The sequence below is a fragment of the Demequina globuliformis genome (genome assembly GCF_000975155.1).
Classification (GTDB): Bacteria; Actinomycetota; Actinomycetes; order Actinomycetales; family Demequinaceae; genus Demequina; species Demequina globuliformis.
This window is the reverse complement of the sequence record NZ_BBRG01000001.1, coordinates 946,634-972,651: the sequence shown is the minus strand read 5'-3', so window position 1 is coordinate 972,651 and position 26,018 is coordinate 946,634. Positions and strand designations below refer to the sequence as shown.

The following is a 26,018-nucleotide window of genomic DNA, read 5'->3' as shown; positions in this document are numbered from 1 at the left end:
CCATAATGACACCATCTTGTCGCAGTCTTGTGCGTCGCGCACCATGAAGGCATGAGCACGCCACGTACGCCCGCAGCCTTTGCGCACAGCCGCGGGTACCTCGACACCGCGAGCTATGGGCTGCCCTCGTGGGAGACGGCACGCGCCCTGCGGCGAGCGGCCGGAACCTGGGAGACCGGCGCCTTCGCACCCGAGCAGGCCGATGCCGCGGTGGAGCGGTTGAGGGCGGCTTTCGGTGCGCTCGTCGGGGTGCCCAGTACGAGCGTTGCGCTCGCGGGTTCGACGTCGCAGGTGGTCGGCATGGTGGCCGCGTCCTTGCCCGAGGGTGCCCGGGTGTTGGTGGCCGACGGGGACTTCGGGTCGTTGGTGAGGCCATTCCTCGCGGACCCTCGCCTGCGAGTGCGGTCCCTTCCGCTCGAGGCGCTCGTGGACGCCATCACGCCTGCCGTGGACCTCGTGGCGGTGTCCGCAGTGCAGTCGCGTGACGGGCGCCTCATTGACCTCGAGGCGCTGCACGAGGCGTCACGAAGGGCCGGGGCACGGACGGTGGTGGACGCCACGCAAGCCACGCCGTGGCTGCCGGTCGATGCTGAGCGGTTCGATGTCGTGGTGGTGTCCGCCTACAAGTGGCTCAATGCGCCCCGGGGGCTTGCGCTGGCCGCGATCCACCCGGACGCGACCTGGCTACGCCCCGTGTACGCCTCCTGGTACGGATCTGACTCGCCGTGGGAGAACCTCTACGCGCCCCTTGGCCTCAGCCACGGCGCGCGCCGTTTCGATAGTTCCCCGCCGTGGCAGTTGTGTGAGGCGGGGGCGCTGGCGCTTGAGTTTCACGCGCGGCAGGACAGTCGGCAGGTTCACGATCACTGCGTTGGACTCGCGGATGCGTTCTGTGAAGAAGTGGGCCTGGCGCCGACCGGGTCCGCGATCGTGACGCTTGCCGCGGAGGCCGACAGGCTCCGTGCAGCGGGAGTCCGGGCCTCGGAACGCGCCGGCCGCGTGAGGCTGAGTTTTCATGTGTACAACGATGAGGTCGATGTCCAACGTGCGGCCACGGCGCTCCGGCCCGTCGTCGCCGCCGCCTAGGAGCGCATGGCCGGCACGTGCGTCGGAACGCCCGGCTGTTCCTGAGCGCCAGCGCCCGACTCCTTCGCGCCAGCGCCCGGCCCAGTGGAGAGGCCCGCTTCACCCCGTGCGCGCAGGGGCGGCAGCATTGTCCCGATCGCGGTCGTGAGCGCGAGTATTGCGGCGCCCACGTACACGGCGATCACGGCGGAATCGGTGTATCCAGTCGGTGTGAAGTCGCCGCCTGTCCCGGTGAAGACGGCGGTCAGGATCGCGATGCCGAGCGCGACCCCAATTTCGCGAACCGTCGAGTTGGTGCCGGACGCCTTGGCGTGGTCGACCTCCCGCATGTGCGCGAGGACGGCGGTTGCCGAGGGGGCGAACACGAGCCCCATGCCTACCCCACACAGGATGAATGCCGGTACGAACTGCACGTACGGCGTGCTGACGTCCATCACTGTCGCGATCCACGCGAGCCCGACCGCCTGGGACGCCAGCCCGGCCACGATGGGTGTCCTCGTGCCCACGCGCGGTGTGATGAATCCCGTGATGGGCGCAACGATGAGTGGCGCCATGGTCCACGGCATGGTCATCACGCCTGCCTCAAGCGGGGAGTGGCCCTGCACCACCTGCAGGTACTGAATGAGGATAAAGACGGACCCGAACATGCCCAGGCTGAACAGCAGCCCTACGGCGTTTGCCACGGAGAACGACCTGTCCCGGAAAAGTCCGAGCGGGAGCAACGGGGCCGATGCCCGCCTCTCCCAGGCGATAAAGGTCGCCGTGAGCACGGTGCCGCCCACGAGCCCTGCCAGGACCTGCGGACTGGTCCAACCCGCCTCATTGCCGCGGATGATGCCGAAGACGAGCGCGAACACTCCGCTCATGCCAAGCAGCAGGCCGGGGACGTCCAGTGGGGCCCGCTCACCGCGCGACTCCGCGAGGGCGTAGCGCACCAGGGGGATGGCGATGATGCCGACTGGCACGTTGAGCCAGAAGATCGCGTGCCAGGTCATCCCCTCCACGACGGCTCCGCCGATGACGGGGCCGAGCGCCACGCCCAGCCCTGAGATTCCGCCCCACACCCCGATCGCGAGGGGACGTTGGCGCGGCGTCACGTTGGAGGCGAGGATCGCGAGCGAGAGGGGAAGCAGGGCCGCGGCGCCGGCGCCTTGCACGGCGCGGGCGATGATCAGTTCAGTGGGGGAGCCGGCGAGCGCGCACGCAATCGAGGCCAGCGTGAACAGGGCGATGCCAGCGGTGAAGATGCGTCGGCGTCCCATTCGGTCGCCCAGCGCGACGGCCATCAGGATGAATGAGGCGAAGCTGAGCGAGTACGCGTTGATGAACCACTGCAGCTGCTCGATCGACGCGTCGAGGTCTTGGGCGAGTGCGGGCAGCGCATTCGTGACGACGAGGTTGTCGAGCATGGCCATGAACATGGGTAAGGAGGCGGCGATGATCACCAGCGGGAGCGGCGCGCGGCGGGTGGGGGACATGGTTTCCTCTCTTGATGTAATCAACTGATTACTACAAGACGAGAGATTAAGTTATCGGTTGATAACATGTCAACATGTCGCCAGAAGAAGGCCAACGTCTCGCCTCAGCGGACCGCCGTGAACAGATCCTTGCGGCCGCCTCTGTCGTGTTTGGCGAGCGCGGCTATGCGGGTGGCACGACGGACGCCATCGCACAGCAGGCAGGGGTATCGCAGGCCTACGTGGTGCGGATGTTCGGCGGCAAGGAAAAACTGTTCCGAGCGTCGGCTCAGCGCGCTGCCGCCAAGGTGAGCGAGGCTTTCCGAGGCGCGATTGCGACCTTCGACGAGGGCGACGACACTCACGACAAGACGCTTAAGTTGGCGGTGGCGTACACGGAGTTGGTGGCTGATCGCGGCATTTTGCTCACGTTGCTGCACCTGTTCTCGCTTGGCCACGACGAGTCCTTTGGGCCGTTGGCGCGGTCGTGCTTTCTGGATACCTACGAGATTGTGCGGGCCGAGGCCGGGTTGTCGCCCGAGGAAGCCAGCGCGTTCTTCGCTCGTGGCATGCTCACCACCACGTTGCTCGCGATGCGGATGCCCGACGCCGCAGACAACCCCACCGCAGCCGAACTCATGCAGTGCACGTTCGGCGAGACCACGACGGACCTCATCGCCCTGTCACAGGGACAGCACCCGCTCAATAGCAGCGGTCTGTAGACCAGCTTTCGGCGGCGGCAACAATCTTCAGCGCAATATTGTCCTTACCTTTGGGCTTAGTCCCGCTTAACTTCTCTTCGTACGCGACCGATAAGGGTCTAATGCCGACCCAGGCGAAACTGCTCGCCGCGAACGCGCGTCACCTGGCGGCCACTTCCTCGTAGAGCTCCAGGAACTCCTGAGCCTGGCGGTGCCAGGTGAAAGTCTCATTGAGTTCTCGGTCATTGTCCAAACGTTGCCGCACCTCGTGCGCGCGACGCATGAGCTCTGCGGCTTGGGTCGCGAATGACTCACTGTCCCCAGCGACATGGACTGCCCCGATGTCGTAACGACGCACGAGGTCGGCTTGTGCGGGTGTGTCGCTCGTTAAGATCGGTAGACGCGCGTGGATGTACTCACAGAACTTGTTGGTGATGGCCACGTCGTGGTTTGGAGTGCGTTGAAGTGGACTGATTCCGATCGTGGCGTCATGCAAGAAAGGGCTCACGTGTCGTGCATTTACGAATGGTAGTTGGTGCACGCGATCGTCCACACCGAGCTCTCGCGCCAACGTCATGTACCGCGGCATCGTCCTGTTGTTCGCCTGCGTGAGGACAACGAGATGGGTGCCTGGCAGGGCGGGAAGTGCCGCAATAGCCGTATCTAGGCCTCGCATGAGATTGACATTTCCTGAGTAGGCCATGAGCGGTGCGTCACCGATCTCGAGTTTCTCGCGCACGGTCCCCAAGTCTGATGGCGGCGGCTCTGGCTCAGTGACGTTCATCACGACGCGTGGTCGTCGTGACAATTTGAAATCTGCTATGAGGTAGTCGGCAAGGCGATCAGACACCGTGATGACCTCATCAACGTCCCCCATCAGGGCGTTCTCCATTGCGATCAGCCCGGCCCGGTAGCGGGGGGGCAGGTGAGTCTGCCCCTTCACGTACTCATGAGCGTCGTAGATGAGCGTGACGCGGCGTCCACGTGCGCGCGCGCGTTTCGCCGCGCGAACCGCGATGCCCAGGAGGTGGACGTCGTGGGCGTGGATGATGTCTGGCTCGAAGGCATCGATGCGGGGCCCCAAATACGACTCAGCTCCGTCGTAGACGGTGAACTCATCCTCGCCGTCGAAATCAGGCGAATCGATGAAGGGCATCACCTCGGCCATCTTGAGGCTGGGGTCATCGACGCCGGCATTGTCTGCACGCAGCCATGGCTTTGACCACGAGCCCGCGACTCGTACCCATGCGCCTGCTAGGCGCACGTGGGCGGTCCGCACCACCTTCTGAATACCTCTGGCACGGCGAGCCCGTCGTTGCCAACTGTGCAATTGCGTCGAAGCGGTCTCCAACTGCCACGGGTAGGTGTAGCGCCACCGCAGCACGACCCGGTGCGGAGCCTCGTCCCACCGGGGAATCCGCGGGGATACGTCTGAGTCGCGCCCGTGGACATCGAGCTCCACCCCTTTGTAGTGCTCTACGCGCGCCGGTTGAGTGGTGTCCGAGCCAAAGCCCCGCACCTCGTGGCCTGCCCCCACAGCCGAATCGATGTACTTCAGCACACGAGCGTCGACCAGGATGTTGTTTCCTGCAATATAGGCAATTCGCGCCAAGGCTCTGTCCCCCTAATCCAGTGTTCGGGTGTCAACGTAGCGGCCTTGCGCCACCACGCGAACTGAGGCCAAAAGTACCGGAGCAAAGCAACTACAGTAGACATGACTACTAGCGACACCCCAGACCCGCCCTGTGCGGTCCGGGAAACAATGAGAGGGCACTGAGTTTCCATGACCGTACGGATTGTCGACTCTGCGGATGTTGCCGCCAATGCCACCATCGGCGACGCATCCTCGGTCTGGCACCTCGCGCAAGTGCGTGAGGACGTGGTGATGGGCGATAACTGCGTCATCGGTCGGGGTGCCTATATAGGCACCGGCGTGACCATGGGCCGGGGTTGCAAGATTCAGAACTATGCCCTTGTCTACGAGCCTGCGAGCCTCGGTGACGGCGTCTTTATTGGACCCGCAGTAGTGCTCACCAACGATCACTTTCCCCGAGCCGTCAATGGCGATCTCACTCCGAAGTCCACCGCCGATTGGGAACCGGTTGGCGTGAAAATTGAGGATGGCGCCTCGGTAGGAGCGCGCGCAGTGTGTGTAGCGCCGGTAACGATTGGCGCGTGGGCGATGATCGCCGCCGGCGCAGTCGTCACGAAGGATGTGCCGGCCTACGCTCTCGTTGCTGGGGTGCCGGCGAAGCAGATTCGCTGGGTTGGGCGCGCTGGCGTTCCACTCGAGCCGGCAGGCGAAGGCAAATGGAAGTGCCCTGCGACAGGTGACGCGTACCTGGAGCGCGACGGTAAACTCACACCACAAGTGTCCCCCCACGACAACTAGGAGCGCGGTGCGCCCGCGCCGGAGGACCCCCTATGACACAACCGAACATTCCAGCGGCTAAGCCCATCGTCGGTGACGAAGAGCGCGAGGCCGTTGATCGAGTCATGCGCTCCGGCATGATTGCCCAAGGCCCAGAGGTCGCGACCTTCGAAGAAGAGTTCGCGCAGGAACTCGTGGGCGGTCGCCAGTGTGTGGCCGTTTCCTCAGGCACAGCAGGCCTCCACCTTGGCCTCATTGCTGCAGGCGTAGGCCCGGGAGACGAGGTCATCGTCCCGTCGTTCACGTTTGCTGCGACCGCGAACTCTGTTGCATTGACCGGCGCCACTCCCGTCTTCGCGGACATTGAGCCGGACTTCTTCTGCTTGGACCCCGTCGCTGTCGAAGCCGCGATCACTGAGCGCACTAAAGCGATCATGCCCGTCCACCTTTACGGTCACCCCGCGAACATGACGGCCCTGCGGGCCATCGCGGACAAGCACGGCATCGCGCTGTACGAAGACGCAGCCCAGGCACACGGCGCCACCTGGGATGGCGCTCCCGTGGGGTCGTTCGGGGACTTTGCCATGTTCAGCCTGTACCCCACCAAAAACATGACCTCCGGTGAGGGCGGCATGGTGTCGTGCGCTACCGACGAGATCGCGCGCATGGTCAAGTTGCTGCGCAACCAGGGCATGGAACGCCGCTACGAGAATGAAGTCGTGGGATTCAACTCCCGTATGACGGACATCCACGCCGCCATCGGCCGCGTGCAGTTGACCAAGCTTCCCGGATGGACGGCAGACCGCCAGCGCAACGCCGCTTTCCTCAGCACCAACATCGAGGGCGTGACGGTTCCCAAGGTCGCGGACAATGCCACGCACGTCTACCACCAGTACACGATTCGCGTTGAAGGCGACCGTGACGGATTCGCCAAGGCGCTCCTCGACGAGCACGGCGTCGGTTCCGGCGTGTATTACCCCATCCCGAACCACGAACTCCCGTCCTTTGGCCTGGAGCTCGACTTGCCTCAGACTCGCAGCGCGTGCGATGAGGCACTGTCACTGCCCGTTCACCCGTCGCTCGTTCAGGAAGACCTGGACCGCATCGTCGAAGCAGTCAACACCGTGGCAAAGGCAGGTGCGTAATGGCGAACTTGCGTGTAGGACTCGCCGGAGTCGGAATGATGGGCCGTCACCACGCGCGTGTGCTGCGTGGACTCGACGGCATTGACTTGGTTGGAATCGCCGATGCTGCTGGCGACGCTCACGGCGTTGCCGCCGGTCTGCCCGTCCACGAGTCGTTCGACGGACTGCTGGAGATGGGCCTCGACTACGTCATGATCGCGGTCCCTACTCACCTCCACGAGGACTTTGCGCTCAAGGCTGCCGCAGCTGGCGTTCACGCCATGGTGGAAAAGCCCCTCGCTCCCTCGCCGGAGTCAGCCGAGCGGGTGACGGACGCCTTCAAGGCCGCCGGTCTGGTCGGAGCCGTGGGCCACATCGAGCGTTACAACCCCGCCCTGCAACAGCTGCGCGCACGTCTCGCTCAAGGCGACTTGGGGGAGATGTACCAAGTCGTCACGCGCCGCCAGGGCCCGTTCCCCGCGCGCATCGCGGACGTGGGCGTCGTCAAGGACCTCGCGACCCACGACATCGACCTGACCGCATGGGTGACACAGTCCGAGTTTGCGACCGTAGCCGCCCAAGCCGGCTTCCGTTCCGGTCGTGAACACGAAGACCTGATCGCCATCACGGGCCGCCTCGCCAACGACGCTGTCACCAGCCACTTGGTGAACTGGTTGTCCCCCATCAAGGAACGTCTGTCCGTCGTCACCGGTGAACGCGGCGCCTTTGTCGCGGACACCCTCACGGCAGATCTGTACTTCTATGCCAACGGCACCGTGCAGACCGAATGGGACGCGGTCGCTGGCTTCCGTGGTGTTTCTGAGGGCGATATGGTGCGCTTCTCCTTCGCCAAGCCAGAGCCGCTGAAGACTGAACACGAGGCCTTCCGCGACGCAGTGCTGGGCAAGGAAGCAGACATCGTCACGATGGAGCAGGGCCTTGCGACTGTCCGTGTGGCCAATGCGGTGCTTGAGTCCGCGCGGTCCCGCCAGACCGTCACTCTTTGACATTCCAACTGACACACGTGGACGCGTGCTGCGCCACGATGGTGAGGAGCCATTCATGAAGATTGCCGTCATCGCGATGGGCAAGATTGGACTGCCGTTGGCAGTGCAGTTTGCATCGAAGGGCCACGAGGTCACCGGTGTCGACGTCAACGAGGCCGTCGTTGACTCCGTCAACAAGGGCATCGAGCCCTTCCCCGGAGAGGCAGAGCTACAAGACCGCCTCAGCGAACTCGTTCCCGCGGGCAAACTCCGTGCCACCACCGACTACTCGGACGCTGTGCCCGGCGCGGACGCCGTCGTCATTGTGGTGCCGTTGTTCGTCAACGACGAAACGTGGCAGCCCGACTTTGGCTGGATGGATGCTGCGACCCGCTCGCTGGCAGAAAACCTCACGCCTGGCACGCTCGTTTCGTACGAGACGACCCTGCCGGTCGGGACCACCCGTACCCGCTGGGTGCCGCTCATTGAGGAAGTGTCCGGCCTCAAGGAAGGCGTCGACTTCCACGCCGTGTTCTCCCCTGAGCGAGTGCTCACGGGCCGTGTGTTCCGCGACCTGCGGGCCTACCCCAAGCTCATTGGTGGACTGTCCGAAGCCGGCGCAGCCCAGGCCCGTGAGTTCTACGAAGCCGTGCTGGACTTCGACGAGCGCCCCGACCTAGACCAGCCCAACGGTGTCTGGGACCTGGGCTCCGCGGAAGCGTCGGAACTAGCGAAACTTGCGGAAACCACCTACCGCGACGTCAACATCGGCCTCGCCAACCAGTTTGCGCGCTTCGCTGACCGCAACGGCATTGACGTGTACAAGGTCATTGACGCGTCGAACTCGCAGCCGTACAGCCACATTCACCGTCCCGGCATCGCGGTGGGCGGCCACTGCATTCCCGTGTACCCGCGCCTGTACCTGTTCAACGACCCGGACGCGACCGTGGTGCGCTCGGCGCGCGAAGCCAACGCCGCTATGCCGAGCTACGCCGTTGACCTGGCCGCCGCCGCCCTGGGCGGGTCAGTCGCCAACAAGACCGTCGCAGTCCTGGGTGCTGCCTACCGTGGTGGCGTCAAGGAGACGGCCTTCTCAGGCGTGTTCGCAACGGTTGCCGCCCTGCAAGAGCGCGGTGCGACGGTGGTCGTTCACGACCCGATGTACACCGACGACGAGCTCGCAGCGTTCGGTTGGACGCCGTACACCATCGGCGAGCCGGTGGACGCTGCCGTGATCCAGGCAGACCACGCCGAGTATGCGGACCTGACGCCCGCACAACTCCCCGGCATTGTGGCCCTCGTCGACGGCCGCAACGTCACTGACGCTGGCGCCTGGACTTCGATCACCCGGATCGTGATCGGCGCGTAGCGTCCCGACCCGCTCAAAGAGGTGCCCGGAACCTACGTACCGGGCACCTCTTAGTCTGCTAGCGCGGGTCAGCGCAGGTGCCCTGCGACTCCCATGGTCCCCATGGCTGGGCGGAGGGCTCGTCCTGGTTCCACCAGCGCGCCTTCCATTCCTGGCCGTCGAACACGACGGTGTCGCCGCCTACGTAGACCTGACCGGGCTCGTAGTCAGGGGAGGCGCACCTGGGTAGCGACGTCTGAGTCGGGTCAGGCGTCGGCGTGGCCGTCTGCGTGGGAGTGGGCGAGGTGGTCTGGGTCGGGCTGGGGGCCGATGTCGGCTCGGGATCCGTCGTCGGCTCGGGGGACGACGGGGTGCCACACTCGCCGAGCTCGTTCCACGGGCCCCACTGGCCACCGGGTGCCTCGCCCTGCGTCCACCACTTCGCGCTCCACTCGGAGCCGTTGTGGCTGACCGTGGCGCCGCCGTTGTAGACCGAATCCGCGTTCCACGCGGGAGCGCACTCAGTCGGCCCCGGCGTCGTGGTCGGGTCGGGAGTGGGTTCCGGGTCAGTAGTGGGCTCGGGGTCGGGTCCGCCGTCGCCGATGGTGAGGTCGACGCAGTTGTAGAACGCCATTGCTGTGTCCGCGATGTTCCAGCGGGCGAGGATGGTGTGATCGCCCTCTGGCAGGCCGGTCAGCGTGTGCTGAATGTTCGACGGAGGCTGCTGGCCGCCCTGGTCGTACGTGGCGAAGAGCTCGCCGTCCACGAAGTACTCCCAGGTGCTGGTGGAGTGCGCGGCGGTGAGCTTCCACTGGAACGTGACGTCGGTGCCGGTCTGGGTGCGGGGCCACGGCAAGGACTCGTCGTCGAGTACCGCGTAGCCGGAGTCTCCCGAACACTTCAGTGAGCCTTTGGGCGCCTCGACCGACTGAGGTTCGTAGGCGATCTGCCCACAGTCGAACGAGGTGGTGCCAGCCGCGCAGTGGTCCTGGCGGCTTGGCGGGGATGTCACCCATCCGTGCGCGGACGCCGTGGTTGACGTGAGCGCGGGGACGGCGACAACGGCCAGTAGTGTGGCGATCACCGCCATGATGGCGACGCGCGCCGGACGGCTGAGCGGTCGCCTCATTGGGGTTGTGCTGTGCATCGATCACTCCCAGGTCGTAGGGAGGACGCGCGGCGAGATGCCCGGGGTCAGACTCGGCGCTGACGCGCATCCTGGTCCGAGGCTAGGCAGGCTTGATCAGGCGCACAATTGTGGCAAACCCCTACGTATGGGACATCCCTATAGGGGGAACTGGGCGTAGAACGCTTCGATCTGGTCCGCGGGTCCGGTGAGTTCGAAGACCGCGGTGCCGTTGCGCCACACGTAGGTGGTCGGGTCGCCTTCGAGGGTCACGCGCTCTCCGGCCTCGGTGTCACCGACCATCACCGGCTGCGGGTCGGTGCCGCCTTCTGCCAGCGCCGTGTACTGCTCGGTCGCGTCGTCCTCGTTGTAGTGCTGGATTGCGCGCACCGTCATGTCGGTGGTGCCGTCGGAGTAGGTGACGTCATTCACCTCGGCCGCCCTCGCGGTGAGCCCAGCATCGTCCGCCTCGACGGGGCTGGCTGCCGTCATCGCAAAGGTGCCAACCGTGCCCGGCATGGCTGCGAGGAAGTCGGTGGGCTCATCCAAGGTGATGGGGTCAAGGGTCGCCTCGGGGGGCGCCTCGACCAGGACCTCAGGCGTCAGCTCCACATCCTCGGGAGCGAAGAACAGTTGATACGCCGCGAATCCGATGCCTCCCAGTACCAGCAGACCGACAGCGATGAGGAAGGGGGCGCCTGCGTACCAGGGGGTGCCTCCGTCGCGCTCGGCGATGCCCTTTGGCGGTTCGGTACCGCTCCCGTCCTGGGAGGGGGCCGATGCCGCGATCACCTCGGGCTCGTATGCGGGCTGGTCGTCACCGAAGTCGTGAACGGGCATGGCCTGAGTGGGCTCCTCGTCTTCCTGGGTGTCCGGGGACCGCTCCGCGGCTACCGCCGCTCCTGCGGCGGTGGCGACCCAGGCATCGGCCCCCTCGTCGGGCGTTGCTGCCGAGTCGGTCGAAGGCCCTGACCCCGGGCTGACGGGCGACTCCGGGGTCTCGGGCGAACCCTCCGTGGGTGTGCGCGCTGACCACGGCGAGGCGGCGTCGGGGGCGTTGGTCCCGGGGTCGCCGGCGGCCCACGCGGGCCGCACTCCGTCGGCGTCTTTTCCAGGTTGAACACTCGTCACGAGCGGCACGCCTCCCAGCGGCGTCGGAGCACCAGAGGCTGACAGTGAGGCGGACCGGACTGCGGAGTCGCCTAGCTCGCGGATGGCGTCGGGCTCAGTCGGGGACGCCGTCTGGTCTCCCGGTCGCCAGGGGTTGGAGCCGGGGCCGGGCATGATTTCGTCCTGGTCCGGCTGGGCTACTGGCGGGATGATCTCCCCGTCATCGCCCTCGATGGACTGCGGCACCACGGGCACGGACCCGGTGGACGGCACACTGGGTTTCGAGGGGGCGACGGGCTCGCGCTCGCCGTTGATGGGAAGCCATGGAGTGGCCGTGCCGTCGCTCTTTTCCTGCGCCATGACCCCAGCGTACGGTGCAGGTGTGACGCGCGGGAAGCGCAGGCGGTCCCGCGTGTCACAGGGCCCGGATAGCGTAGTCACCATGCCAACCGCGAGCCGTACCTCCAAGCCTGCCTACCGCTGCACCGAATGCGGCTGGACGGCCGCCAAGTGGGTGGGCCGGTGCGGCGAATGCCAACAATGGGGGACTGTCGAGGAGGCTGGCGCCGCCCCCGCCGGCCCGGCGACCAAGGCAACCGCCGCGACTACTCCTGCGACGCCCATCAGCGACGTGGATGCCACAGCATCGGCACGCCGCGGCACCGGGGTGGCGGAATTCGACCGGGTCCTGGGCGGCGGCCTCGTCCCCGGGGCGGTGATCTTGCTCGCCGGTGAGCCCGGTGTCGGCAAGTCAACCCTCTTGCTTGATGTCGCTGCCCGCGCGGCGCGCGAGAAACAACGCGTGTTGTACGCGACTGGTGAGGAGTCTGCCGGGCAGGTGCGACTGCGTGCTGAACGCATCGGCGCTCTCGAGCCGGGGCTCATGCTTGCCGCAGAGACCGACCTCGGAGCCGTGCTCGCCCACATTGATGCCGTCCAGCCGGACCTCCTCGTCGTGGACTCGATTCAGACCATCGCCTCCGCGCAGATTGATGGCGCGCCCGGCGGCGTGGGGCAGGTACGCGAGGTGGCCTCGGCGCTGATTCAAGCGGCGAAGAGCCGCGGTTTCGCCATGGTCATCGTGGGTCACGTCACTAAGGACGGATCCGTCGCTGGCCCGCGCATTGTCGAGCACCTCGTCGACGTGGTCTGTCAGTTTGAGGGCGAGCAGCATTCCCAGCTGCGCTTGCTGAGGGCCATCAAGAACCGCTTCGGTTCCGTGGATGAGGTTGGCTGTTTCCAGCTCCATGACACGGGAATTGAGGGAGTCGCGGACCCGTCGGGGCTGTTCCTGTCGCGGGAGGGGACGCAGGTTCCCGGCACCTGCGCGACGATCACGATCGACGGCAAGCGCCCCCTTCCCGCGGAGATTCAAGCGCTCGTTGCTCCCAGCGCGCTCAGCAACCCTCGCCGCGCAACGTCGGGGATTGACTCCGCCCGCGTGTCCATGATCCTGGCGGTCCTCCACCGGCGGGTGGGTCTCGCCGTCGCGGCGGATGACGTGTACGTCTCCACCATTGGCGGAGCTCGCGTCACCGAGCCCGGCGCAGACGTGGCGCTAGCGCTCGCTCTTGCCTCCGCGCGGGCCGATGCCCCGGTTCGGCCGGGATTTGCGGCCATCGGTGAGGTGGCGCTCTCGGGAGCGGTCCGCCCCGTGAACGCGATGGCGCAGCGCATTGCGGAAGCCGCGCGGCTGGGCTTCACCGATGTGATCGTGCCCGAGTCCGGCGGCAAGGACAAGGATCCAGCCGGCATCCGAGTGCACCGGATTGCGACGTTGCGGGAGGCTGTGAACGCGGCACTGCCGCGGGACTAGGGTGACGCGGCCTCGACCATCGCGAAGGGCACGACGTCCGCGGTGATGCCGGCGACCGAGATAGCCGCGTTGTACGTGCCAGGGCGGACGTCACCCACGGGTCCGCCGCATTCCTCGTTCTGCCAGATGCCGGGCCACACGACCTGGAGCGCCTCTGAGTCCTCCGGCTGCAGGATCCACTCCTTGGACTCAAAGCCCGGGTCCTCGGGACACCAGTTGGTCGAGTAGTACTGGTCGTTACCTGAGCTAATCGCGAGTTCCGTGCCATCCGCATCCGTCGACAGCGTGCACGCGGAGATGCCGGTGTGCTTGATCGACAGATCGAAGGCGGGCATGGTGCCAATCTCGGGGCTCTCGGGGGAGGCGACGGCGGCCACCGTGACATCGTCTGCCGTGCACGGCTGCGACGGATCCTCGAGCGAGGCGGCGCCCGTGGAGGTCGTCACCGTGGGCTCTGGGCTGCCGGAGGTCGCGGGCGTGCCGTTCTCGGTCGACGCGTTGTCCCCGCCGGTCAGCGCTGAGACCAGGAACCACCCGCCCACAATGATGGCAATCAGTACGACAAGCACCAGCACGCGGCGGAACCAGTACACCTGCGGCGGCTGGTCGCCCACCGGGTGTTGTAGCGATCCCATCGCGTCCTCCTCGAGTGGCTTACAGAAACCGTAACCCCGTCGGGCGCTGGGACAATGAAGGCATGCCGCCCGCTTCTCGCATCGACTCCCGCGTGGAGGACGTTATCGCGTGGTTCGCACGCGAGGCGCGCGACCTGCCATGGCGAGACCCCGGCTGCTCGGCGTGGGGTGTGCTCGTGTCCGAGATCATGCTGCAGCAAACCCCCGTCAACCGCGTCGAGCCCGTGTGGCGCGAGTGGATGAGCCGGTGGCCAACTGCCCACGACCTGGCCGCGGCGCCCCAAGCGGATGTGCTGCGGGCCTGGGGACGGTTGGGGTACCCCCGCCGCGCCAAGCGCCTCAAGGAATGCGCCGCCGTGCTGGTGGAGCGTCACGGTGGCGATGTGCCGCGCGAGCTGGACGAGTTGCTCGCACTGCCGGGCATTGGCGAATACACGGCGAACGCGGTGCGCGCCTTCGCGTTTGGTGAGCGCGCGGTGGTGCTCGACACGAACGTGCGCCGCGTCATCGGCCGGGCGTGGCGCGCCCAACCGTTGCCCACAGCGCACCTCACCCGAGCCGAACGTGAGCACGCAGCGGCGCTTGTCCCGGCATCGGCCCTCGAAGCGGCGGCGTGGAACGCGGGATCAATGGAATTGGGGGCGCTGGTGTGCACGGCGCGGCGGCCTCGCTGCGACGAGTGTCCGCTGCAGGCCGAGTGCGCATGGGTAGCGGCCGGCGCCCCCGGCTTGGAGGAGGCGCCGCGGCGCACGCAGGCGTGGCACGGCACGGACCGGCAGGTGCGGGGGCGCATGATGGCCCTGTTGCGGGAGGCCGATGCCCCGGTGGACTTGGCTAGTTGCCCTCAACTAGAAGACGTGGAACCCGAGCAGCGCGACCGCTGTCTTGCCTCCTTGGTGGCCGATGGTTTGGTTGAAGCCCGGGGTGGCGAACCGGTCACCTACACGCTCTAACCCCCCTCCCCTCCACGCCAAATGGCTCCATCTCGCTGTCTAGGTGACCTAAAACAGCGAAATGGAGCCATTTGGCTAAAGGGGGAGGGTGGGATTAGCGGTGGTGCGTGCCGTGAACGGCGTGCGGCTCGATCGCTGCGACCTCGTCCTCGCTAAGCGGCGCGAAGTCCAGCGCCGCGACCGTGTCCCGCAGCTGCTTGGCCGAAGACGCGCCCACGAGCGCGGACGTGACGCGATCGCCACGCAGCACCCACTGAATCGCCAACTGTGCCAGCGTCTGGCCGCGGCCCTTCGCGATCTCGTTGAGGGCGCCCACCCGCTCGAGGTAGGTGGGGGTCAGTTGGTTCTCGCTGAGGAACTGCGAGTGCGTCGCGCGCGAGCCCTCTGGCACGCCGTTGAGGTAGCGGTCGGTCAGCATCCCCTGCGCGAGCGGCGAGAACACGATCGACCCCAGGCCCTCAGCATCGAGGGTGTCGAGCAGCCCGTCTTCAGGGGTGCGCTCAAACATCGAGTACGGGAACTGGTTGATGAGGATGGGCGTGCCGAGGTCGCGAGCAATACGCACCGCCTCGCGCGTCTGCTCGGGTCCATAATTGGAGATGCCCGCGTACAGCGCGCGGCCGCTACGCACCGCGGTGTCCAGCGCCCCGATGGTCTCCTCGAGCGGCGTGTCGGGGTCAAAGCGGTGCGAGTAGAAGATGTCGACGTAGTCCAGGCGCATGCGGGTCAACGACTGGTCGAGCGATGACAGCAGGTTCTTGCGCGAGCCCCACTCGCCGTAGGGCCCGGGCCACATGTAGTACCCCGCCTTGGACGAGATCAGGATCTCGTCGCGGTACGGCGCCAAGTCCTGGTGGAAAATGCGACCAAAGTTCTCCTCGGCGGAGCCGGCGGGAGGGCCGTAGTTGTTCGCGAGGTCGTAGTGCGTGACACCCAGGTCGAAAGCGGTGCGGATGGTGTCGCGCATCGTGTCGGTGTCGTTCGCACCGCCGAAGTTGTGCCACAGCCCCAGGCTGACGCCGGGGAGCTTCAGGCCCGACTTACCGGAGCGGCGGTACTTCATGGTCTCGTAGCGATCGTCGGCGGCGACGTGGGGTGTGTGAGTCATCTTTCTAGGGTAGGGCCGATTCTCGGGTTCTGCTGACCGTTTGGTAGGAGGTGGGACACGGCGGTATTGGCCCGGCGCAGGCCGTGCGGAACGCCCACCTGCAATAGTCTGACCTCAGCAAGGAAGTTCAACTGAGGAGGACCACCATGGATGCAGCTCTATGGGTCGCTGTGATCGCACTCGCCGCCGTCTTTATCCCGTCGGGCTTTGTCCACTTGGTGCGCGGCAAGGCTCGCTCAATTGAACTGGGCCAGGACTGGGCAAACGACTTCGACGACAAGCAGGTGCGCCTCATTGGTGCGGCGGAGATCGTGGGCTCTATCGCCGTCGTCTTGTTTCCGATCATCGGCTTCATCCCGTGGATTGTCCCCGTGGCCGCAGCCGGACTCATGGTCATTGGCGGTGGCGCGGCGTTCGTGCACATTCGTCGCGGTGACCCGCTGGCCAACATCACTGTGCCGGCGCTGCTGATGGTGATTGCGCTCATCGTCTTTGTGGGCCGCATTGGCGAGTTCTCGCTCGGCGGCAACTAGTCATCGTCGCCGCACGCGGTGCGGCAGGCAGCATCAACGCGAAAGGCCCCGGCTCCCTCGAGGGAGCCGGGGCCTTTCGGCTTACTGAGACTTACTCGTTGGCGGCTGCCTGAGCATCGCCGCCGTTGTCGGACGAGCCACCGTCGCGGGGGACATCCGCACCCTCGGCCTCGCCGCCTCCGACGCGCACCTCGCGCTCCTCGGCAGGGATGTCGGCGTCGCTGAGGAGGTCGCTGCGGTCAATACCGGTGAAGGTGAACTCACCCAGGATGCCTTCGCCCTGAGCGTCAACCTGCACCAACTGGCCGGACGTGACCTCGCCAAAGAGGATCTTCTCGCTCAACGGGTCCTCGATCTCACGCTGCAAGGCGCGGCGCAAGGGACGGGCACCCAACACGGGGTCGTAGCCCTTCTCCGCCAGCAGGCGCTTCGCGGCATCGGTGAGCTCGATCGCCATGTCCTTGTCGCGCATACGCTCGTCGAGGCGGGCGACCATGAGGTCCACGATCTCCACGATCTCGTCCTGCGTGAGCTGCGGGAAGACCACCACGTTGTCCACGCGGTTGAGGAATTCAGGCTTGAAGTGCTCCTTGAGCTTTCCGTTCACCAGCTTGGTCATCTCTTCGTAGGTGTGGCCGGTTTCCGACTGCACCGAGAAGCCCGTGGCCTGGCGACGCGAGATGGCGTCTGCACCCAGGTTCGTGGTCATGATCACGATGGTGTTCTTGAAATTGACCTCGCGGCCCTGGGCGTCGGTGAGCTTTCCGTCTTCCAGGATCTGCAGCAGCGAGTTGAAGATGTCCGGGTGGGCCTTCTCGACCTCGTCGAACAGCACCACGGAGAACGGCTTGCGGCGGACCTTCTCGGTGAGCTGGCCGCCCTCTTCGAAGCCCACGTAGCCGGGAGGCGCACCGAAGAGGCGAGCCACGGTGTGCTTCTCGCCGTACTCGGACATGTCGAGCGAGATGAGCGCGTCCTCGTCGCCGAACAGGAACTCGGCAAGGGTCTTGGCGAGCTCCGTCTTTCCGACACCGGTGGGACCGGCGAAGATGAACGAACCACCGGGACGCTTGGGGTCCTTCAGGCCGGCACGGGTGCGGCGGATGGACTGGGACAGGACCTTGATGGCCTGCTCCTGACCAATGACGCGCTTGTGCAGCTCGGACTCCATCTGGAGCAGGCGCGAGGACTCGTCGGAGGACACGCGGGTCACCGGCACACCGGTGGACATTGCGAGAACCTCGGCGATCAGTTCCTCGTCGACCACAGCGGCAACGTCGAGGTCGCCGGACTTCCAGGCCTCTTCCTTCTCCGCGCGCTCCTCGGACAGGCGGCGCTCAACATCGCGAAGGTTCGCAGCCTTCTCGAACTGCTGCTCGTCGATCGCCGACTCCTTCTCGCGACGCACCTCTGCGATGCGCTCGTCGAGGTCACGCAGTTCCGGCGGGCTGGTCATGCGACGGATGCGCAGGCGCGCACCGGCCTCATCGATCAGGTCGATCGCCTTGTCCGGCAGGAACCGGTCGGAGATGTAGCGGTCAGCCATCTGGGCGGCGGCCACGATGGCCTCGTCCGTGATGGTGACGCGGTGGAACGCCTCGTAGCGGTCGCGCAGACCCTTGAGGATCTCGATGGCGTGCGCGAGCTCGGGCTCGGGAACCTGAATGGGCTGGAAGCGACGCTCGAGCGCGGGGTCCTTCTCCACGTTCTTGCGGTACTCGTCCAGCGTGGTGGCACCGATGGTCTGCAGCTCACCGCGGGCAAGCATCGGCTTCAAAATCGAGGCCGCGTCGATGGCGCCCTCGGCCGCACCTGCGCCCACGAGGGTGTGGATCTCATCGATGAACAGGATGATGTCGCCGCGGGTGCGGATCTCCTTCAGCACCTTCTTGAGGCGCTCCTCGAAGTCACCGCGGTAGCGCGAGCCAGCCACGAGCGATCCGAGGTCAAGCGTGTAGAGGTGCTTGTCCTTCAGGGTCTCCGGCACGTCGCCGCGCACGATCGCCTGGGCAAGGCCTTCGACGACGGCGGTCTTACCGACGCCGGGCTCGCCAATCAGGACGGGGTTGTTCTTGGTGCGGCGGCTGAGCACCTGCATCACGCGCTCCTGGATGAGCTCGCGTCCCACGACGGGGTCGAGCTTGCCTTCGCGCGCTGCCTGCGTGTAGTTACGGCCAAACTGGTCCAGCACCGTGGACCCGGCCGGGGTGCCCTCTGCGGGACCGGCGCCAGCAGTGGCCGGCTCCTTGCCCTCGTAGCCGCTGAGGAGCTGAATGACCTGCTGGCGAACCGAACCGAGGTCAGCACCCAGCTTGTCGAGCACCTTCGCCGCGACGCCTTCACCCTCGCGGATGAGGCCCAGCAGGATGTGCTCGGTGCCGATGTAGTTGTGACCCAGCTGCAGCGCCTCGCGCAGGGACAGCTCCAGAACCTTCTTGGCGCGCGGGGTGAAGGGGATGTGGCCGGATGGGGCGTGCGAGCCCTCTCCGATGATCTCCTGGACCTGCTCGCGCACGGCGTTCAGCGAGATGTCCATGGACTCCAGCGCCTTGGCGGCGACTCCTTCGCCCTCGCGAACCAGACCCAGCAGGATGTGCTCGGTGCCGATGTAGTTGTGGTTGAGCATGCGCGCTTCTTCCTGCGCCAGCACCACGACTCGTCGGGCCCGATCAGTGAACCGCTCGAACATTTTTGCCTCCTCAAGACCAGCCGGCTCGTGGGCGGGGTCGCCTCAGTTCACCGGTATCTGCTGTCCAGGCTAACGAGCGGGAGGGGGCCTATATTGCCGTGTTCGCTAGGGGCATGAACACTACGCCGTGAGCGTGATGAGGGCCGATGCCCGTTGGGCGCCCGCACTCGGGTCGCCCTGCGTCCCGCGCGGGCCGGGCGGGCCCGCCGTTGACGTAACGATCATCGATATGTATCGTTTATCGATAACAACGAAAATCGATAAGGGGACGCCATGGGTGAGTCATCAAGCGGCACGGGGCCTGCGGGCAATCAGCGGATGTTGGACAAGGCCGATCGCATCGGCATGTACATCTCGATCGGCGTGGTGGCGTTGGGGTCATTGCTGGCGTTGGTGCCGGCGGTGGGGCGACTTCGCGAGGTGGGCGATGGGCGCGATGTGCCCGTCACCGTGCCCCTGTCTGGCCACGAGGCCGAGCTGCCGTTGGGCCCTGACGGTGCGGCGGTGACCGCCTCCGTCGACACGGCCACGGTGGTGGTGCCGAACCCGGCGCCGGCGACTCTCTTTGCGCTCTACGCCCAACCCATCTGGACAGCCCTCATGGTCATTGTCGCGTGCGGATTCGCTGCTGCGCTGTTCCTTCGCCTTGCCCGCGGCACTGCGTTTAGCGGGCGGACATCGCGACTGATCTACATTGGAGCTGGCGTGCTCTTGGTCGGGTGGTTTGGTTCAGGAGTGCTGATGAACATGACGACGAACGGTGCATTGTCCGCGTTGAGCGACTACACCTACGACGATTACGTCATCTTCGAGACGAGTCTTGCGCCGTTCTTTGTGTATCTCGTGGTGGGAGCGTTTGCGGCCGCCTTTCAGGTGGGCGAACGCCTCCAGCGCGACACGGAGGGCCTGGTATGAGCCCAGCGGAGAGCAACGAGGACACGGGCATTCACTGCCGGCTCGACGAGCTCCTGGATGCGCGAGGCATGACTCTGACTGCGCTGAGCGAGGCGGTCGGGGTCTCTGTCGTGAACTTGTCTGTGCTCAAGAATGACCGCGCGAAGGCCATCCGCTATTCGACGCTGGCCGCGATCTGCGCGGTGCTCGATTGCGAGGTGGGCGACTTGCTGGTGCGGGACGCTGCTCGCCCCAGTTAACGCGCTCGCTCGACCAAGACGGCGATCTCCTCGCGGCTGGACACGCCCAGTTTGGTGCGGATGGAGTCCAGTTGGCTCTTCACGGTCGACTCGGACACGTACAGCGCCGACGCTATCTGGGCGGTCTTGGCGCCCGTCGCCACGTGGTTGGCGACCTCACGTTCCCGGTCGGACAGCGAGGACAACTGCTGCCGAGCCTGATCGCGCCCCGCGTGGGCCCCGCCCTGTGTCAACTGGCGAATGAGCGCGGGCTGGCAGTGGGGTGACACATAGCTGTCGCCACGGGCGACGCACGTGATCGCGGCCTCGAGATCCTCGATCGCGTACTCCTTGGGAACAAACCCGGCCGCGCCGGCCGCAAGCATGCCCATCAACACGTCGTCATGGCCAAGGGCGGTTAACGCGATGACGCGCGTGCCTGCTCCGGTGGCCGCGATCGCACGGGTGGCCTCGATGCCGGAGATCCCTGGCATCGAGACGTCCATCAGCACAAGGTCGGGACGATGGGCGGCGACAGCGGCGACGGCCTGGTGGCCATCGGCCGCTTCGCCCGCGATCCTGACCGAGTCGTTCGTGTCGAGCAGGAAGCGCACCTGGTTGCGCACCATCGGGTCGTCGTCGGCGATCACGACCGTGATGGTGGCGGGCGACGCGTGCGGGCCGTCAGAGCTCATGGGCCCACCCTAGATTCTCCCGGAACGCCGGTTGCCGCCCCAGCAGGGGCATCGGCCGCCGAGACGGACGGCGCCGGCCACGGGACGGTCACGTCCACGATGAACTCGCCCTCGTACGGCCCTGCCCAGAGCGTCCCGTGCAAGGCGGTGACGCGCTCGCGGATGCCGACCAGCCCAGCGCCGGCGCCTCGACCATCGCCCGAGTGCGGCACGGCCGCGAGCACATTCGTGACACGCAGTCGCACTCCGGAGGTGGGGTTGGCCTCCAGGAAGAGCGAGATGGTGCGCCCCGGTGCATGCTTGACCGCATTCGTGAGGGCCTCTTGAACGAGTCGGTAGACCGCGGAGTCCAGGGACTCGGGCGCATGGTGCGCGCCGTCCAAGATGACGATCGCGTCGACGGGCGTTCCCGCCGCGCGCGTAGCCGTGATGACCTCGCCCACCGTCCGCATGCTCCCCCGAGCAGCGTGCGCTGAATCCGGCTCGGTGCGCAGGTTCTCCACCAGGCCACGCAACTCGGCGAGCGCGAGCCGCGCCTGGCCTTGCAGTTCGCGCGCCAGTCCCGGTGCCCGCGGGTCACCCTGGACCACCGCCTTCTCCACATTGGCGCTCATCATCGACACCAACGCCAACTTGTTCGTGAGGCCATCGTGAATCTCGCGCGCGATCTCGCTGCGTTCGGCCTGGCGGGCAAGTTCGTCGCCCAACTGTGTGGCGAGCGTGTGCTCGGTGTCGGCCCGCGCGCGCTGGGAGTCGGCTGCGCGCTGGCTATGCGACAGCGCCGCTAGTCCGAAGGTCACGGCCAGGCTTGCCAAGGCAACGAAGCCGCTGACGATCGCGGCTGTTAGTGCGGACTCGTCGGCGGCGTAGGCGGCCTGGTCGCCCCATACGGTGGTGATCTCGCGGAGCCAAAAGAGGCCCACGATTCCCGTGGCGGCGCCGCCGAGAACGAGCTGACGGCGCCTGTTGGCGACTACGAGCGCGTGGTACACGCCGATGAGCATGAGCAGGTACTCGCTGCCTATCAGCGCCAGCACGGCGCCTGCGCCAACTACCAGGAGCGGGCGCGAGCGACGGAAGAACACCGTCACCCATGCGCCGACGCCGAGGGCCCACGCCAGAACGAGCATGCTCGAAGACCCGTTTGTCCACGCTGGCGGGAGATTCATGAGCCCGATCACCGTGAACAGGAAGCCCAGCCCGTACAGCCCAAAGTCCCATGCCCGCACACCGGAGCGGCGCAGGGGCGGCGGCTGAGTCACGGGCGGTTCCATACCGCACACCCTATTTGCAGGGGGCGACACGCACACCCGCCGCTTGGCCACGGTTGGTGTCCGATCGGCCATGCACGCTGACCGAATGGCCGATGCGCCCGGCACAGGCCCCCGGACAGGGTGGTGTCAACCCATCCGGGACAGCGGCTCCGACCGGCGCCGCCCGACCTTACGAACTGAGGACATCATGACGCAGAACCCCACGCCTCCGGCCGCTCCCGCCGGCGCTCCCCAGCCCATGCCGACGCCCGCCGCCGAGGCGCCCGCCAAGAACCGCATGGGACTGATCGCGCTGATCACGGCCGCCGCGGGCTTCCTTTTCGCGTGCATCCCCGGCGCACTGATTGTGGGCTGGATTCTCTTGCCAGTCGGCTTCATCCTGGGAATTGTCGCGGTGACTCGCAAGGGCCAGAAGAAGGGCATGGGCATCGCGGCGATCATCGTCTCCGTGGTGGGCACCATCGTGGGAGTGATCGTGTTCCTCGCGGTGGCTGCCACGGCGGTCTCGGACGCATTCGAGGAGGCCGGTGGCGGCGACACGGTGGTGGTGACCGAGGATGAGGCCGATGCCGGGGCTGAGCCCAGCGCAGCGGCTGAGGCGGGCGACGAGGATGCCGCGCCCCAGGAGGCCACCGCCGAGGCTGGCACTCGCGACAACCCGTATGCCTTTGGTGACGTGATTGAGAACAACGACTGGCGCGTCGAGCTCACCGACTTCACCGCCGACGCCGCTGCGGACATCGCGGCCGCAAACGAGTTCAACGACGAGGCCCCCGAGGGCAGCCAGTGGGTCATCGCGGACGTCGCCGCCACCTACCTGGGCGAGGACACCGGTTCTACCTTTGAGCTCAGCTTTGACTACGTCACCGCCGACGGCACTGTGGTGGGCGCTCACGACTCGTTCGTGATGGGCCTGGAGCCCGACTTCGACTCCCTCGCAGAGCTGTACACCGACGCCACCGAGGACGGCCGCATCGCGTACCTGGTGCCCGACTCCCTGGATGGCCTCATGCGGGTGACGCCCGGCCTCTTTGGCGACGACGTGTTCTTCGCGCTGCCAACGCAGTAGCGGTCCCACGCGGGGGGACATGGCCGGGTGGTGCCGCTGAGGGCGCTACCCGGCCATGCAGCGCGAGAACGGGGCCGACGGGCCTACGCCTCGATAAGAATCGTCATGGGGCCGTCGTTCACGAGTTCAACGTCCATCATGGCGCCAAAGACCCCCGTACCAACGGTGAGCCCGCGGGCTCGGAGCGCATCGACCACGGCCTCCACCAGGGGCTCCGCGACGGGCCCGGGCGCGGCGCCGTTCCACGAGGGCCGGCGGCCCTTGCGCACATCCGCGTACAGGGTGAACTGGGACACCACAATGACGGGGGCACCCACGTCCGTTGCGGACTTTTCGTTGTCCAGGATGCGCAGCTCAGCGATCTTGCGCGCAATCGTCTCGACCTGGTCCGCGCCGTCGTCGTGGGTGGCGCCCACCAATGCGACGAGTCCTTGCGTCGTGAATGAGGCCGTCACGGCGCCGTCCACCGTGACGGAAGCGCGTTTGGCGCGCTGCACGACCGCGCGCACGGGCCCTACCAGCCGCCCTGATTCATGCGGTTGCGGCCCTGAGGCGGCCCTCCATACTGTGACACCTTTGGCCGCACGTCGACGAAGTAGACGATGACGGCCACGACGGCAGCGATCCCGAGAATGCCGCCAATGCCCCCGCCGGTGCCCAGCGGCCACGGCAGCGCGAGGAACGCCACGACGGTCGCGGCGGCAAGAATCACGACCCACAACGTCTTGGATTGCTTGCCCGCGGCTTGGAAGGCGGAGTTGGGACGGCGGGCCGCGTCGATGAGACCCCAGATGGCGCCTACGAAGGCGGCCGTCGACAGGGCGAACACGATGAGCTGCTGCAAAGTGCCGAACATGACTTCCCTTGACTGTCGAGTGCGATCAGACTCACGCCAGTGTAGGGGGAAGGACAGTCAGGCCCTCCGCGTGCGCCGCAGCGGCGAGGCCCCGGTCCCACGCGGCGAACACCGGGTCGGCGTCTCTCAGTTGCAGGGCGCTCGCGAGGTGTAGCGCGTCCCCTGCCCGCAACGGCCGTCGGTCTGCGAGGTCACCGCTCAGCGCCGCGACGTCGGATGCGACCTCAATGGTGGCCAGCGACGGCCACAGTTCGTCCCATCTGGCCCGTGCCTGCCCTGCGGGGGCGGCATCGAGGCGGCCTATGCGCTCGGCAGCGCCCAGCACCGCCCGCACTTCGGCGTCGGCGATTCGGGACGTGACCACGGCATCGGCCCGCTTCCACAGCGCGACGGCCAGGGGTGAACCCGTCTCCAGGACGCACAGCTTGACCAGGGCGGACGTGTCGAAATAGACCAGCGCCACCGTTTACCTCCGCAGCCGGCCCAGGAGGCTGGACAGGGCGTCCTTCGCGGCCTCCGCCTCCGGCAAGCGAGGCACGGCGCGCGACTGGGCAGGTGGGGTGAGAACGCCGTCGGCTTCGAGCTGTGCCAGCAACGTGGAGGACTCCACTCCACCCAAGCGCGCAATAGGCGCGCCCCGCTCGGTGATGACGACCTCGTCACCTGCCTTCACGGCTTCGAGTGCCCGTGTCAGGTCTTTTCGCAGCTGCGTCACTGTGAGTTCCACGCCTCCCACCGTAACCCCGCCGTTACCGACGGGCGCGGCAGGCGCGCGACGGGTTACGCCGGAATGTCGCCGCCGTCAGCTGCGCAACCCTTGCCCATCAGCAGCCCCTTCATGGTGGGGCCGGGCTTGTCGGGACGGTCGGCGGAGAAGCCATCGGCGTTCACAATCAGCTCCTGGCTCGCCGCGAGCAACCCACCATCGGAGGGCACCGTGACCACCGCGGAAGGGTCGACCGAGCGCTTGAGAACGGCCAGCGCGATCGGGCCATACTCATGGTGGCGCGCGACGGACGTGACCCGCCCAACCACCTTGCCGTCCTCGCCCATCGTGACGTCTGCGCCTAGATCAGGCACCACGTGTGCGGACCCGTCCAGGTGCAGCATCGTGAGGCGACGCGGCGGCCGGCCCACGTTATGGACCTTGGCGACGGTCTCTTGGCCGCGGTAGCAGCCCTTGTGGAGGTGCACGCCCGTGCGGAGCCAGTCCAACTCGTGCGGCAGCGTGGTCTCGTCGACCTCGGTCGCGGCGCGGGGGCGGTGTGCGGCGATCCGCTCCGCCTCACTCGCCCACGTTCCGGCCAGCATCCACCCTGCGGCAAGGCGGGCCTCGACCTCCGACTCGATGTCCTCCCGGGGCACCAACACCAGACGCCAGGCCCGCTCGGAGCCGGGGTGGGTGGCGGTCGGGTCGGCGCTGTAGGTGGTGCCGCCGGCACTGATGTGTGGCCACGGGTCCACCCAGGTCACGGGCTCACCGGCTGCGGCTGGCGCGGACACGGCCTCGCCGAGCGCGGCCCACTGCTCCGTGACGTCCGCCACCTCGACACGCAACATAAACCTCATGCGGTCCAGGAACGTGGCCAAGGCTGGCGCGGTCTCCGAGATGAGCCAGGCAGTCTCGCCGTCATCCACAATCCCTGCGACGTGCTCCACCCGGCCCTGCGGGGACAGGATCATCAGTTCGCTCGACTCGCCGGGTTGGAGGGACGCGACCTGCTGGGTCGTGAGGGAGTCCAGCCACGTGAGTCGGTCGGGACCGGTGACGGTCACTACGCCCAGGTGTGATTGGTCGACGACCGCCCGCCCGCCAGCGAGGGCGCGCTGCTCCGCGGTGGGGTCACCGTAGTGCCAGGCGACGCCGGCGTCTGGGCCCGCGGCCTCGACCGCGCCGTGGTGGGTCAACAAGGGGGAAGTCATGGCTGGGGAACGCCTCCAAGGGTGA

At 66.7% G+C, this 26,018-nt stretch carries 26 protein-coding genes; 12 read left to right on the top strand and 14 right to left on the bottom strand.

Annotated features, from left to right (window positions below; translation table 11 throughout):
- Positions 1 to 51: 51 nt before the first annotated feature.
- On the top strand, positions 52 to 1,086 hold the full coding sequence (locus AOP75_RS04500; RefSeq protein ID WP_062077113.1) for an aminotransferase class V-fold PLP-dependent enzyme: 1,035 nt from the start codon (positions 52 to 54) through the stop codon (positions 1,084 to 1,086).
- On the opposite strand, the gene AOP75_RS04495 is transcribed toward AOP75_RS04500, so the two are convergent.
- Positions 1,083 to 2,564, bottom strand: coding sequence for a DHA2 family efflux MFS transporter permease subunit (locus AOP75_RS04495; RefSeq protein ID WP_062077112.1), 1,482 nt, complete (start codon positions 2,562 to 2,564; stop codon positions 1,083 to 1,085). The two genes, AOP75_RS04500 and AOP75_RS04495, sit on opposite strands and share 4 nt — an antisense overlap.
- A gap of 74 nt (positions 2,565 to 2,638) precedes the next feature.
- On the opposite strand from AOP75_RS04495, the gene AOP75_RS04490 reads away from it, so the two are divergent.
- Complete coding sequence (locus tag AOP75_RS04490) at positions 2,639 to 3,265, top strand: TetR/AcrR family transcriptional regulator (RefSeq protein WP_062077111.1); 627 nt, start codon at positions 2,639 to 2,641, stop codon at positions 3,263 to 3,265.
- A gap of 139 nt (positions 3,266 to 3,404) precedes the next feature.
- On the opposite strand, the gene AOP75_RS04485 is transcribed toward AOP75_RS04490, so the two are convergent.
- Positions 3,405 to 4,856, bottom strand: a complete 1,452-nt coding sequence (locus tag AOP75_RS04485; RefSeq protein ID WP_062077110.1) for a glycosyltransferase family 4 protein — start codon at positions 4,854 to 4,856, stop codon at positions 3,405 to 3,407.
- A 171-nt stretch (positions 4,857 to 5,027) separates the two neighbouring features.
- Here AOP75_RS04485 and AOP75_RS04480 point away from each other — a divergent pair, with 171 nt between their 5' ends.
- From AOP75_RS04480 to AOP75_RS04465, 4 genes are read left to right on the top strand one after another with little or no spacing between them, the layout of a single operon-like run.
- Positions 5,028 to 5,636, top strand: a complete 609-nt coding sequence (locus AOP75_RS04480) for an acyltransferase (protein WP_062077109.1) — start codon at positions 5,028 to 5,030, stop codon at positions 5,634 to 5,636.
- Positions 5,637 to 5,668: 32 nt separating this feature from the next.
- A complete protein-coding gene (locus AOP75_RS04475) occupies positions 5,669 to 6,760 on the top strand; it encodes a DegT/DnrJ/EryC1/StrS family aminotransferase (RefSeq protein WP_062077108.1) in 1,092 nt (363 codons plus the stop codon).
- Positions 6,760 to 7,746 (top strand): Gfo/Idh/MocA family protein, encoded by a 987-nt coding sequence (locus AOP75_RS04470; RefSeq protein ID WP_062077107.1) that lies wholly within the window; start codon positions 6,760 to 6,762, stop codon positions 7,744 to 7,746. The genes AOP75_RS04475 and AOP75_RS04470 overlap by 1 nt, the downstream gene beginning before the upstream one ends.
- A gap of 55 nt (positions 7,747 to 7,801) precedes the next feature.
- Positions 7,802 to 9,094, top strand: a complete 1,293-nt coding sequence (locus AOP75_RS04465) for a nucleotide sugar dehydrogenase (RefSeq protein ID WP_062077106.1) — start codon at positions 7,802 to 7,804, stop codon at positions 9,092 to 9,094.
- Positions 9,095 to 9,152: 58 nt separating this feature from the next.
- On the opposite strand, the gene AOP75_RS12840 is transcribed toward AOP75_RS04465, so the two are convergent.
- Entirely contained in the window at positions 9,153 to 10,202 is a 1,050-nt protein-coding gene (locus tag AOP75_RS12840) for a lytic polysaccharide monooxygenase (protein ID WP_083966692.1), read from the bottom strand.
- 156 nt (positions 10,203 to 10,358) lie between these two features.
- Positions 10,359 to 11,669 carry a hypothetical protein gene (locus AOP75_RS04455; RefSeq protein WP_062077104.1) on the bottom strand — a complete coding sequence of 437 codons (1,311 nt, stop codon included), beginning with the start codon at positions 11,667 to 11,669 and terminating at the stop codon, positions 10,359 to 10,361.
- Between the two features lie 82 nt (positions 11,670 to 11,751).
- Here AOP75_RS04455 and radA point away from each other — a divergent pair, with 82 nt between their 5' ends.
- Positions 11,752 to 13,125 carry a DNA repair protein RadA gene (gene radA / locus AOP75_RS04450; RefSeq protein WP_062078410.1) on the top strand — a complete coding sequence of 458 codons (1,374 nt, stop codon included), beginning with the start codon at positions 11,752 to 11,754 and terminating at the stop codon, positions 13,123 to 13,125.
- Here the strand turns inward: radA and AOP75_RS04445 are convergent.
- Positions 13,122 to 13,760 (bottom strand): hypothetical protein, encoded by a 639-nt coding sequence (locus tag AOP75_RS04445; RefSeq protein WP_062077103.1) that lies wholly within the window; start codon positions 13,758 to 13,760, stop codon positions 13,122 to 13,124. The genes radA and AOP75_RS04445 overlap by 4 nt on opposite strands.
- A gap of 62 nt (positions 13,761 to 13,822) precedes the next feature.
- Between AOP75_RS04445 and AOP75_RS04440 the strand changes: the two genes are divergently transcribed.
- Positions 13,823 to 14,713, top strand: coding sequence for an iron-sulfur binding domain-containing protein (locus AOP75_RS04440; RefSeq protein WP_062077102.1), 891 nt, complete (start codon positions 13,823 to 13,825; stop codon positions 14,711 to 14,713).
- Between the two features lie 94 nt (positions 14,714 to 14,807).
- On the opposite strand, the gene AOP75_RS04435 is transcribed toward AOP75_RS04440, so the two are convergent.
- Complete coding sequence (locus AOP75_RS04435; protein ID WP_062077101.1) at positions 14,808 to 15,821, bottom strand: aldo/keto reductase; 1,014 nt, start codon at positions 15,819 to 15,821, stop codon at positions 14,808 to 14,810.
- Between the two features lie 146 nt (positions 15,822 to 15,967).
- Here AOP75_RS04435 and AOP75_RS04430 point away from each other — a divergent pair, with 146 nt between their 5' ends.
- On the top strand, positions 15,968 to 16,354 hold the full coding sequence (locus AOP75_RS04430; RefSeq protein WP_062077100.1) for a DoxX family protein: 387 nt from the start codon (positions 15,968 to 15,970) through the stop codon (positions 16,352 to 16,354).
- A 91-nt stretch (positions 16,355 to 16,445) separates the two neighbouring features.
- Here the strand turns inward: AOP75_RS04430 and AOP75_RS04425 are convergent, their stop codons facing one another.
- Positions 16,446 to 19,043, bottom strand: a complete 2,598-nt coding sequence (locus tag AOP75_RS04425) for an ATP-dependent Clp protease ATP-binding subunit (protein ID WP_062077099.1) — start codon at positions 19,041 to 19,043, stop codon at positions 16,446 to 16,448.
- Between the two features lie 273 nt (positions 19,044 to 19,316).
- Between AOP75_RS04425 and AOP75_RS04420 the strand changes: the two genes are divergently transcribed.
- Both AOP75_RS04420 and AOP75_RS04415 read left to right on the top strand, forming a co-directional pair.
- Positions 19,317 to 19,958: a hypothetical protein gene (locus AOP75_RS04420; RefSeq protein ID WP_062077098.1), complete on the top strand. Its 642-nt coding sequence runs from the start codon at positions 19,317 to 19,319 to the stop codon at positions 19,956 to 19,958.
- Entirely contained in the window at positions 19,955 to 20,197 is a 243-nt protein-coding gene (locus AOP75_RS04415) for a helix-turn-helix domain-containing protein (protein WP_062077097.1), read from the top strand. Before AOP75_RS04420 ends, AOP75_RS04415 begins: the two co-directional genes overlap by 4 nt.
- On the opposite strand, the gene AOP75_RS04410 is transcribed toward AOP75_RS04415, so the two are convergent.
- Positions 20,194 to 20,871: a response regulator gene (locus AOP75_RS04410; RefSeq protein WP_062077096.1), complete on the bottom strand. Its 678-nt coding sequence runs from the start codon at positions 20,869 to 20,871 to the stop codon at positions 20,194 to 20,196. The genes AOP75_RS04415 and AOP75_RS04410 overlap by 4 nt on opposite strands.
- The gene (locus AOP75_RS04405; protein WP_161794531.1) at positions 20,868 to 22,133 is read right to left on the bottom strand and encodes a sensor histidine kinase; all 1,266 of its coding nucleotides are present in this window, start codon (positions 22,131 to 22,133) and stop codon (positions 20,868 to 20,870) included. Before AOP75_RS04405 ends, AOP75_RS04410 begins: the two co-directional genes overlap by 4 nt.
- A 199-nt stretch (positions 22,134 to 22,332) precedes the next feature.
- Between AOP75_RS04405 and AOP75_RS12600 the strand changes: the two genes are divergently transcribed.
- Positions 22,333 to 23,214, top strand: coding sequence for a hypothetical protein (locus AOP75_RS12600; protein ID WP_062077094.1), 882 nt, complete (start codon positions 22,333 to 22,335; stop codon positions 23,212 to 23,214).
- Positions 23,215 to 23,297: 83 nt separating this feature from the next.
- On the opposite strand, the gene dtd is transcribed toward AOP75_RS12600, so the two are convergent.
- The 5 genes from dtd to ygfZ are packed head-to-tail and all read right to left on the bottom strand — an operon-like array spanning position 23,298 to position 25,993.
- Positions 23,298 to 23,723: a D-aminoacyl-tRNA deacylase gene (gene dtd, locus AOP75_RS04395; protein WP_062077093.1), complete on the bottom strand. Its 426-nt coding sequence runs from the start codon at positions 23,721 to 23,723 to the stop codon at positions 23,298 to 23,300.
- A 5-nt stretch (positions 23,724 to 23,728) separates the two neighbouring features.
- Complete coding sequence (locus tag AOP75_RS04390; protein WP_062077092.1) at positions 23,729 to 24,070, bottom strand: DUF2516 family protein; 342 nt, start codon at positions 24,068 to 24,070, stop codon at positions 23,729 to 23,731.
- Positions 24,071 to 24,101: 31 nt separating this feature from the next.
- Entirely contained in the window at positions 24,102 to 24,533 is a 432-nt protein-coding gene (locus AOP75_RS04385) for a type II toxin-antitoxin system VapC family toxin (RefSeq protein WP_062077091.1), read from the bottom strand.
- Between the two features lie 3 nt (positions 24,534 to 24,536).
- Positions 24,537 to 24,797 (bottom strand): type II toxin-antitoxin system Phd/YefM family antitoxin, encoded by a 261-nt coding sequence (locus AOP75_RS04380; RefSeq protein WP_062077090.1) that lies wholly within the window; start codon positions 24,795 to 24,797, stop codon positions 24,537 to 24,539.
- Between the two features lie 53 nt (positions 24,798 to 24,850).
- Entirely contained in the window at positions 24,851 to 25,993 is a 1,143-nt protein-coding gene (ygfZ, locus tag AOP75_RS04375; RefSeq protein ID WP_062077089.1) for a CAF17-like 4Fe-4S cluster assembly/insertion protein YgfZ, read from the bottom strand.
- Between the last annotated feature and the right edge of the window lie 25 nt (positions 25,994 to 26,018).

Coding starts and splice junctions, on each gene's coding strand:
- AOP75_RS04500 (WP_062077113.1), top strand. CDS start 52: ATGAGCACGCCACGTACGCCCGCAGCCTTTGCGCACAGCCGCGGGTAC.
- AOP75_RS04495 (WP_062077112.1), bottom strand. CDS start 2,564: ATGTCCCCCACCCGCCGCGCGCCGCTCCCGCTGGTGATCATCGCCGCC.
- AOP75_RS04490 (WP_062077111.1), top strand. CDS start 2,639: ATGTCGCCAGAAGAAGGCCAACGTCTCGCCTCAGCGGACCGCCGTGAA.
- AOP75_RS04480 (WP_062077109.1), top strand. CDS start 5,028: ATGACCGTACGGATTGTCGACTCTGCGGATGTTGCCGCCAATGCCACC.
- AOP75_RS04475 (WP_062077108.1), top strand. CDS start 5,669: ATGACACAACCGAACATTCCAGCGGCTAAGCCCATCGTCGGTGACGAA.
- AOP75_RS04470 (WP_062077107.1), top strand. CDS start 6,760: ATGGCGAACTTGCGTGTAGGACTCGCCGGAGTCGGAATGATGGGCCGT.
- AOP75_RS04465 (WP_062077106.1), top strand. CDS start 7,802: ATGAAGATTGCCGTCATCGCGATGGGCAAGATTGGACTGCCGTTGGCA.
- AOP75_RS12840 (WP_083966692.1), bottom strand. CDS start 10,202: ATGAGGCGACCGCTCAGCCGTCCGGCGCGCGTCGCCATCATGGCGGTG.
- AOP75_RS04455 (WP_062077104.1), bottom strand. CDS start 11,669: ATGGCGCAGGAAAAGAGCGACGGCACGGCCACTCCATGGCTTCCCATC.
- radA (WP_062078410.1), top strand. CDS start 11,752: ATGCCAACCGCGAGCCGTACCTCCAAGCCTGCCTACCGCTGCACCGAA.
- AOP75_RS04445 (WP_062077103.1), bottom strand. CDS start 13,760: ATGGGATCGCTACAACACCCGGTGGGCGACCAGCCGCCGCAGGTGTAC.
- AOP75_RS04440 (WP_062077102.1), top strand. CDS start 13,823: ATGCCGCCCGCTTCTCGCATCGACTCCCGCGTGGAGGACGTTATCGCG.
- AOP75_RS04435 (WP_062077101.1), bottom strand. CDS start 15,821: ATGACTCACACACCCCACGTCGCCGCCGACGATCGCTACGAGACCATG.
- AOP75_RS04430 (WP_062077100.1), top strand. CDS start 15,968: ATGGATGCAGCTCTATGGGTCGCTGTGATCGCACTCGCCGCCGTCTTT.
- AOP75_RS04425 (WP_062077099.1), bottom strand. CDS start 19,043: ATGTTCGAGCGGTTCACTGATCGGGCCCGACGAGTCGTGGTGCTGGCG.
- AOP75_RS04420 (WP_062077098.1), top strand. CDS start 19,317: ATGGGTGAGTCATCAAGCGGCACGGGGCCTGCGGGCAATCAGCGGATG.
- AOP75_RS04415 (WP_062077097.1), top strand. CDS start 19,955: ATGAGCCCAGCGGAGAGCAACGAGGACACGGGCATTCACTGCCGGCTC.
- AOP75_RS04410 (WP_062077096.1), bottom strand. CDS start 20,871: ATGAGCTCTGACGGCCCGCACGCGTCGCCCGCCACCATCACGGTCGTG.
- AOP75_RS12600 (WP_062077094.1), top strand. CDS start 22,333: ATGACGCAGAACCCCACGCCTCCGGCCGCTCCCGCCGGCGCTCCCCAG.
- AOP75_RS04390 (WP_062077092.1), bottom strand. CDS start 24,070: ATGTTCGGCACTTTGCAGCAGCTCATCGTGTTCGCCCTGTCGACGGCC.
- ygfZ (WP_062077089.1), bottom strand. CDS start 25,993: ATGACTTCCCCCTTGTTGACCCACCACGGCGCGGTCGAGGCCGCGGGC.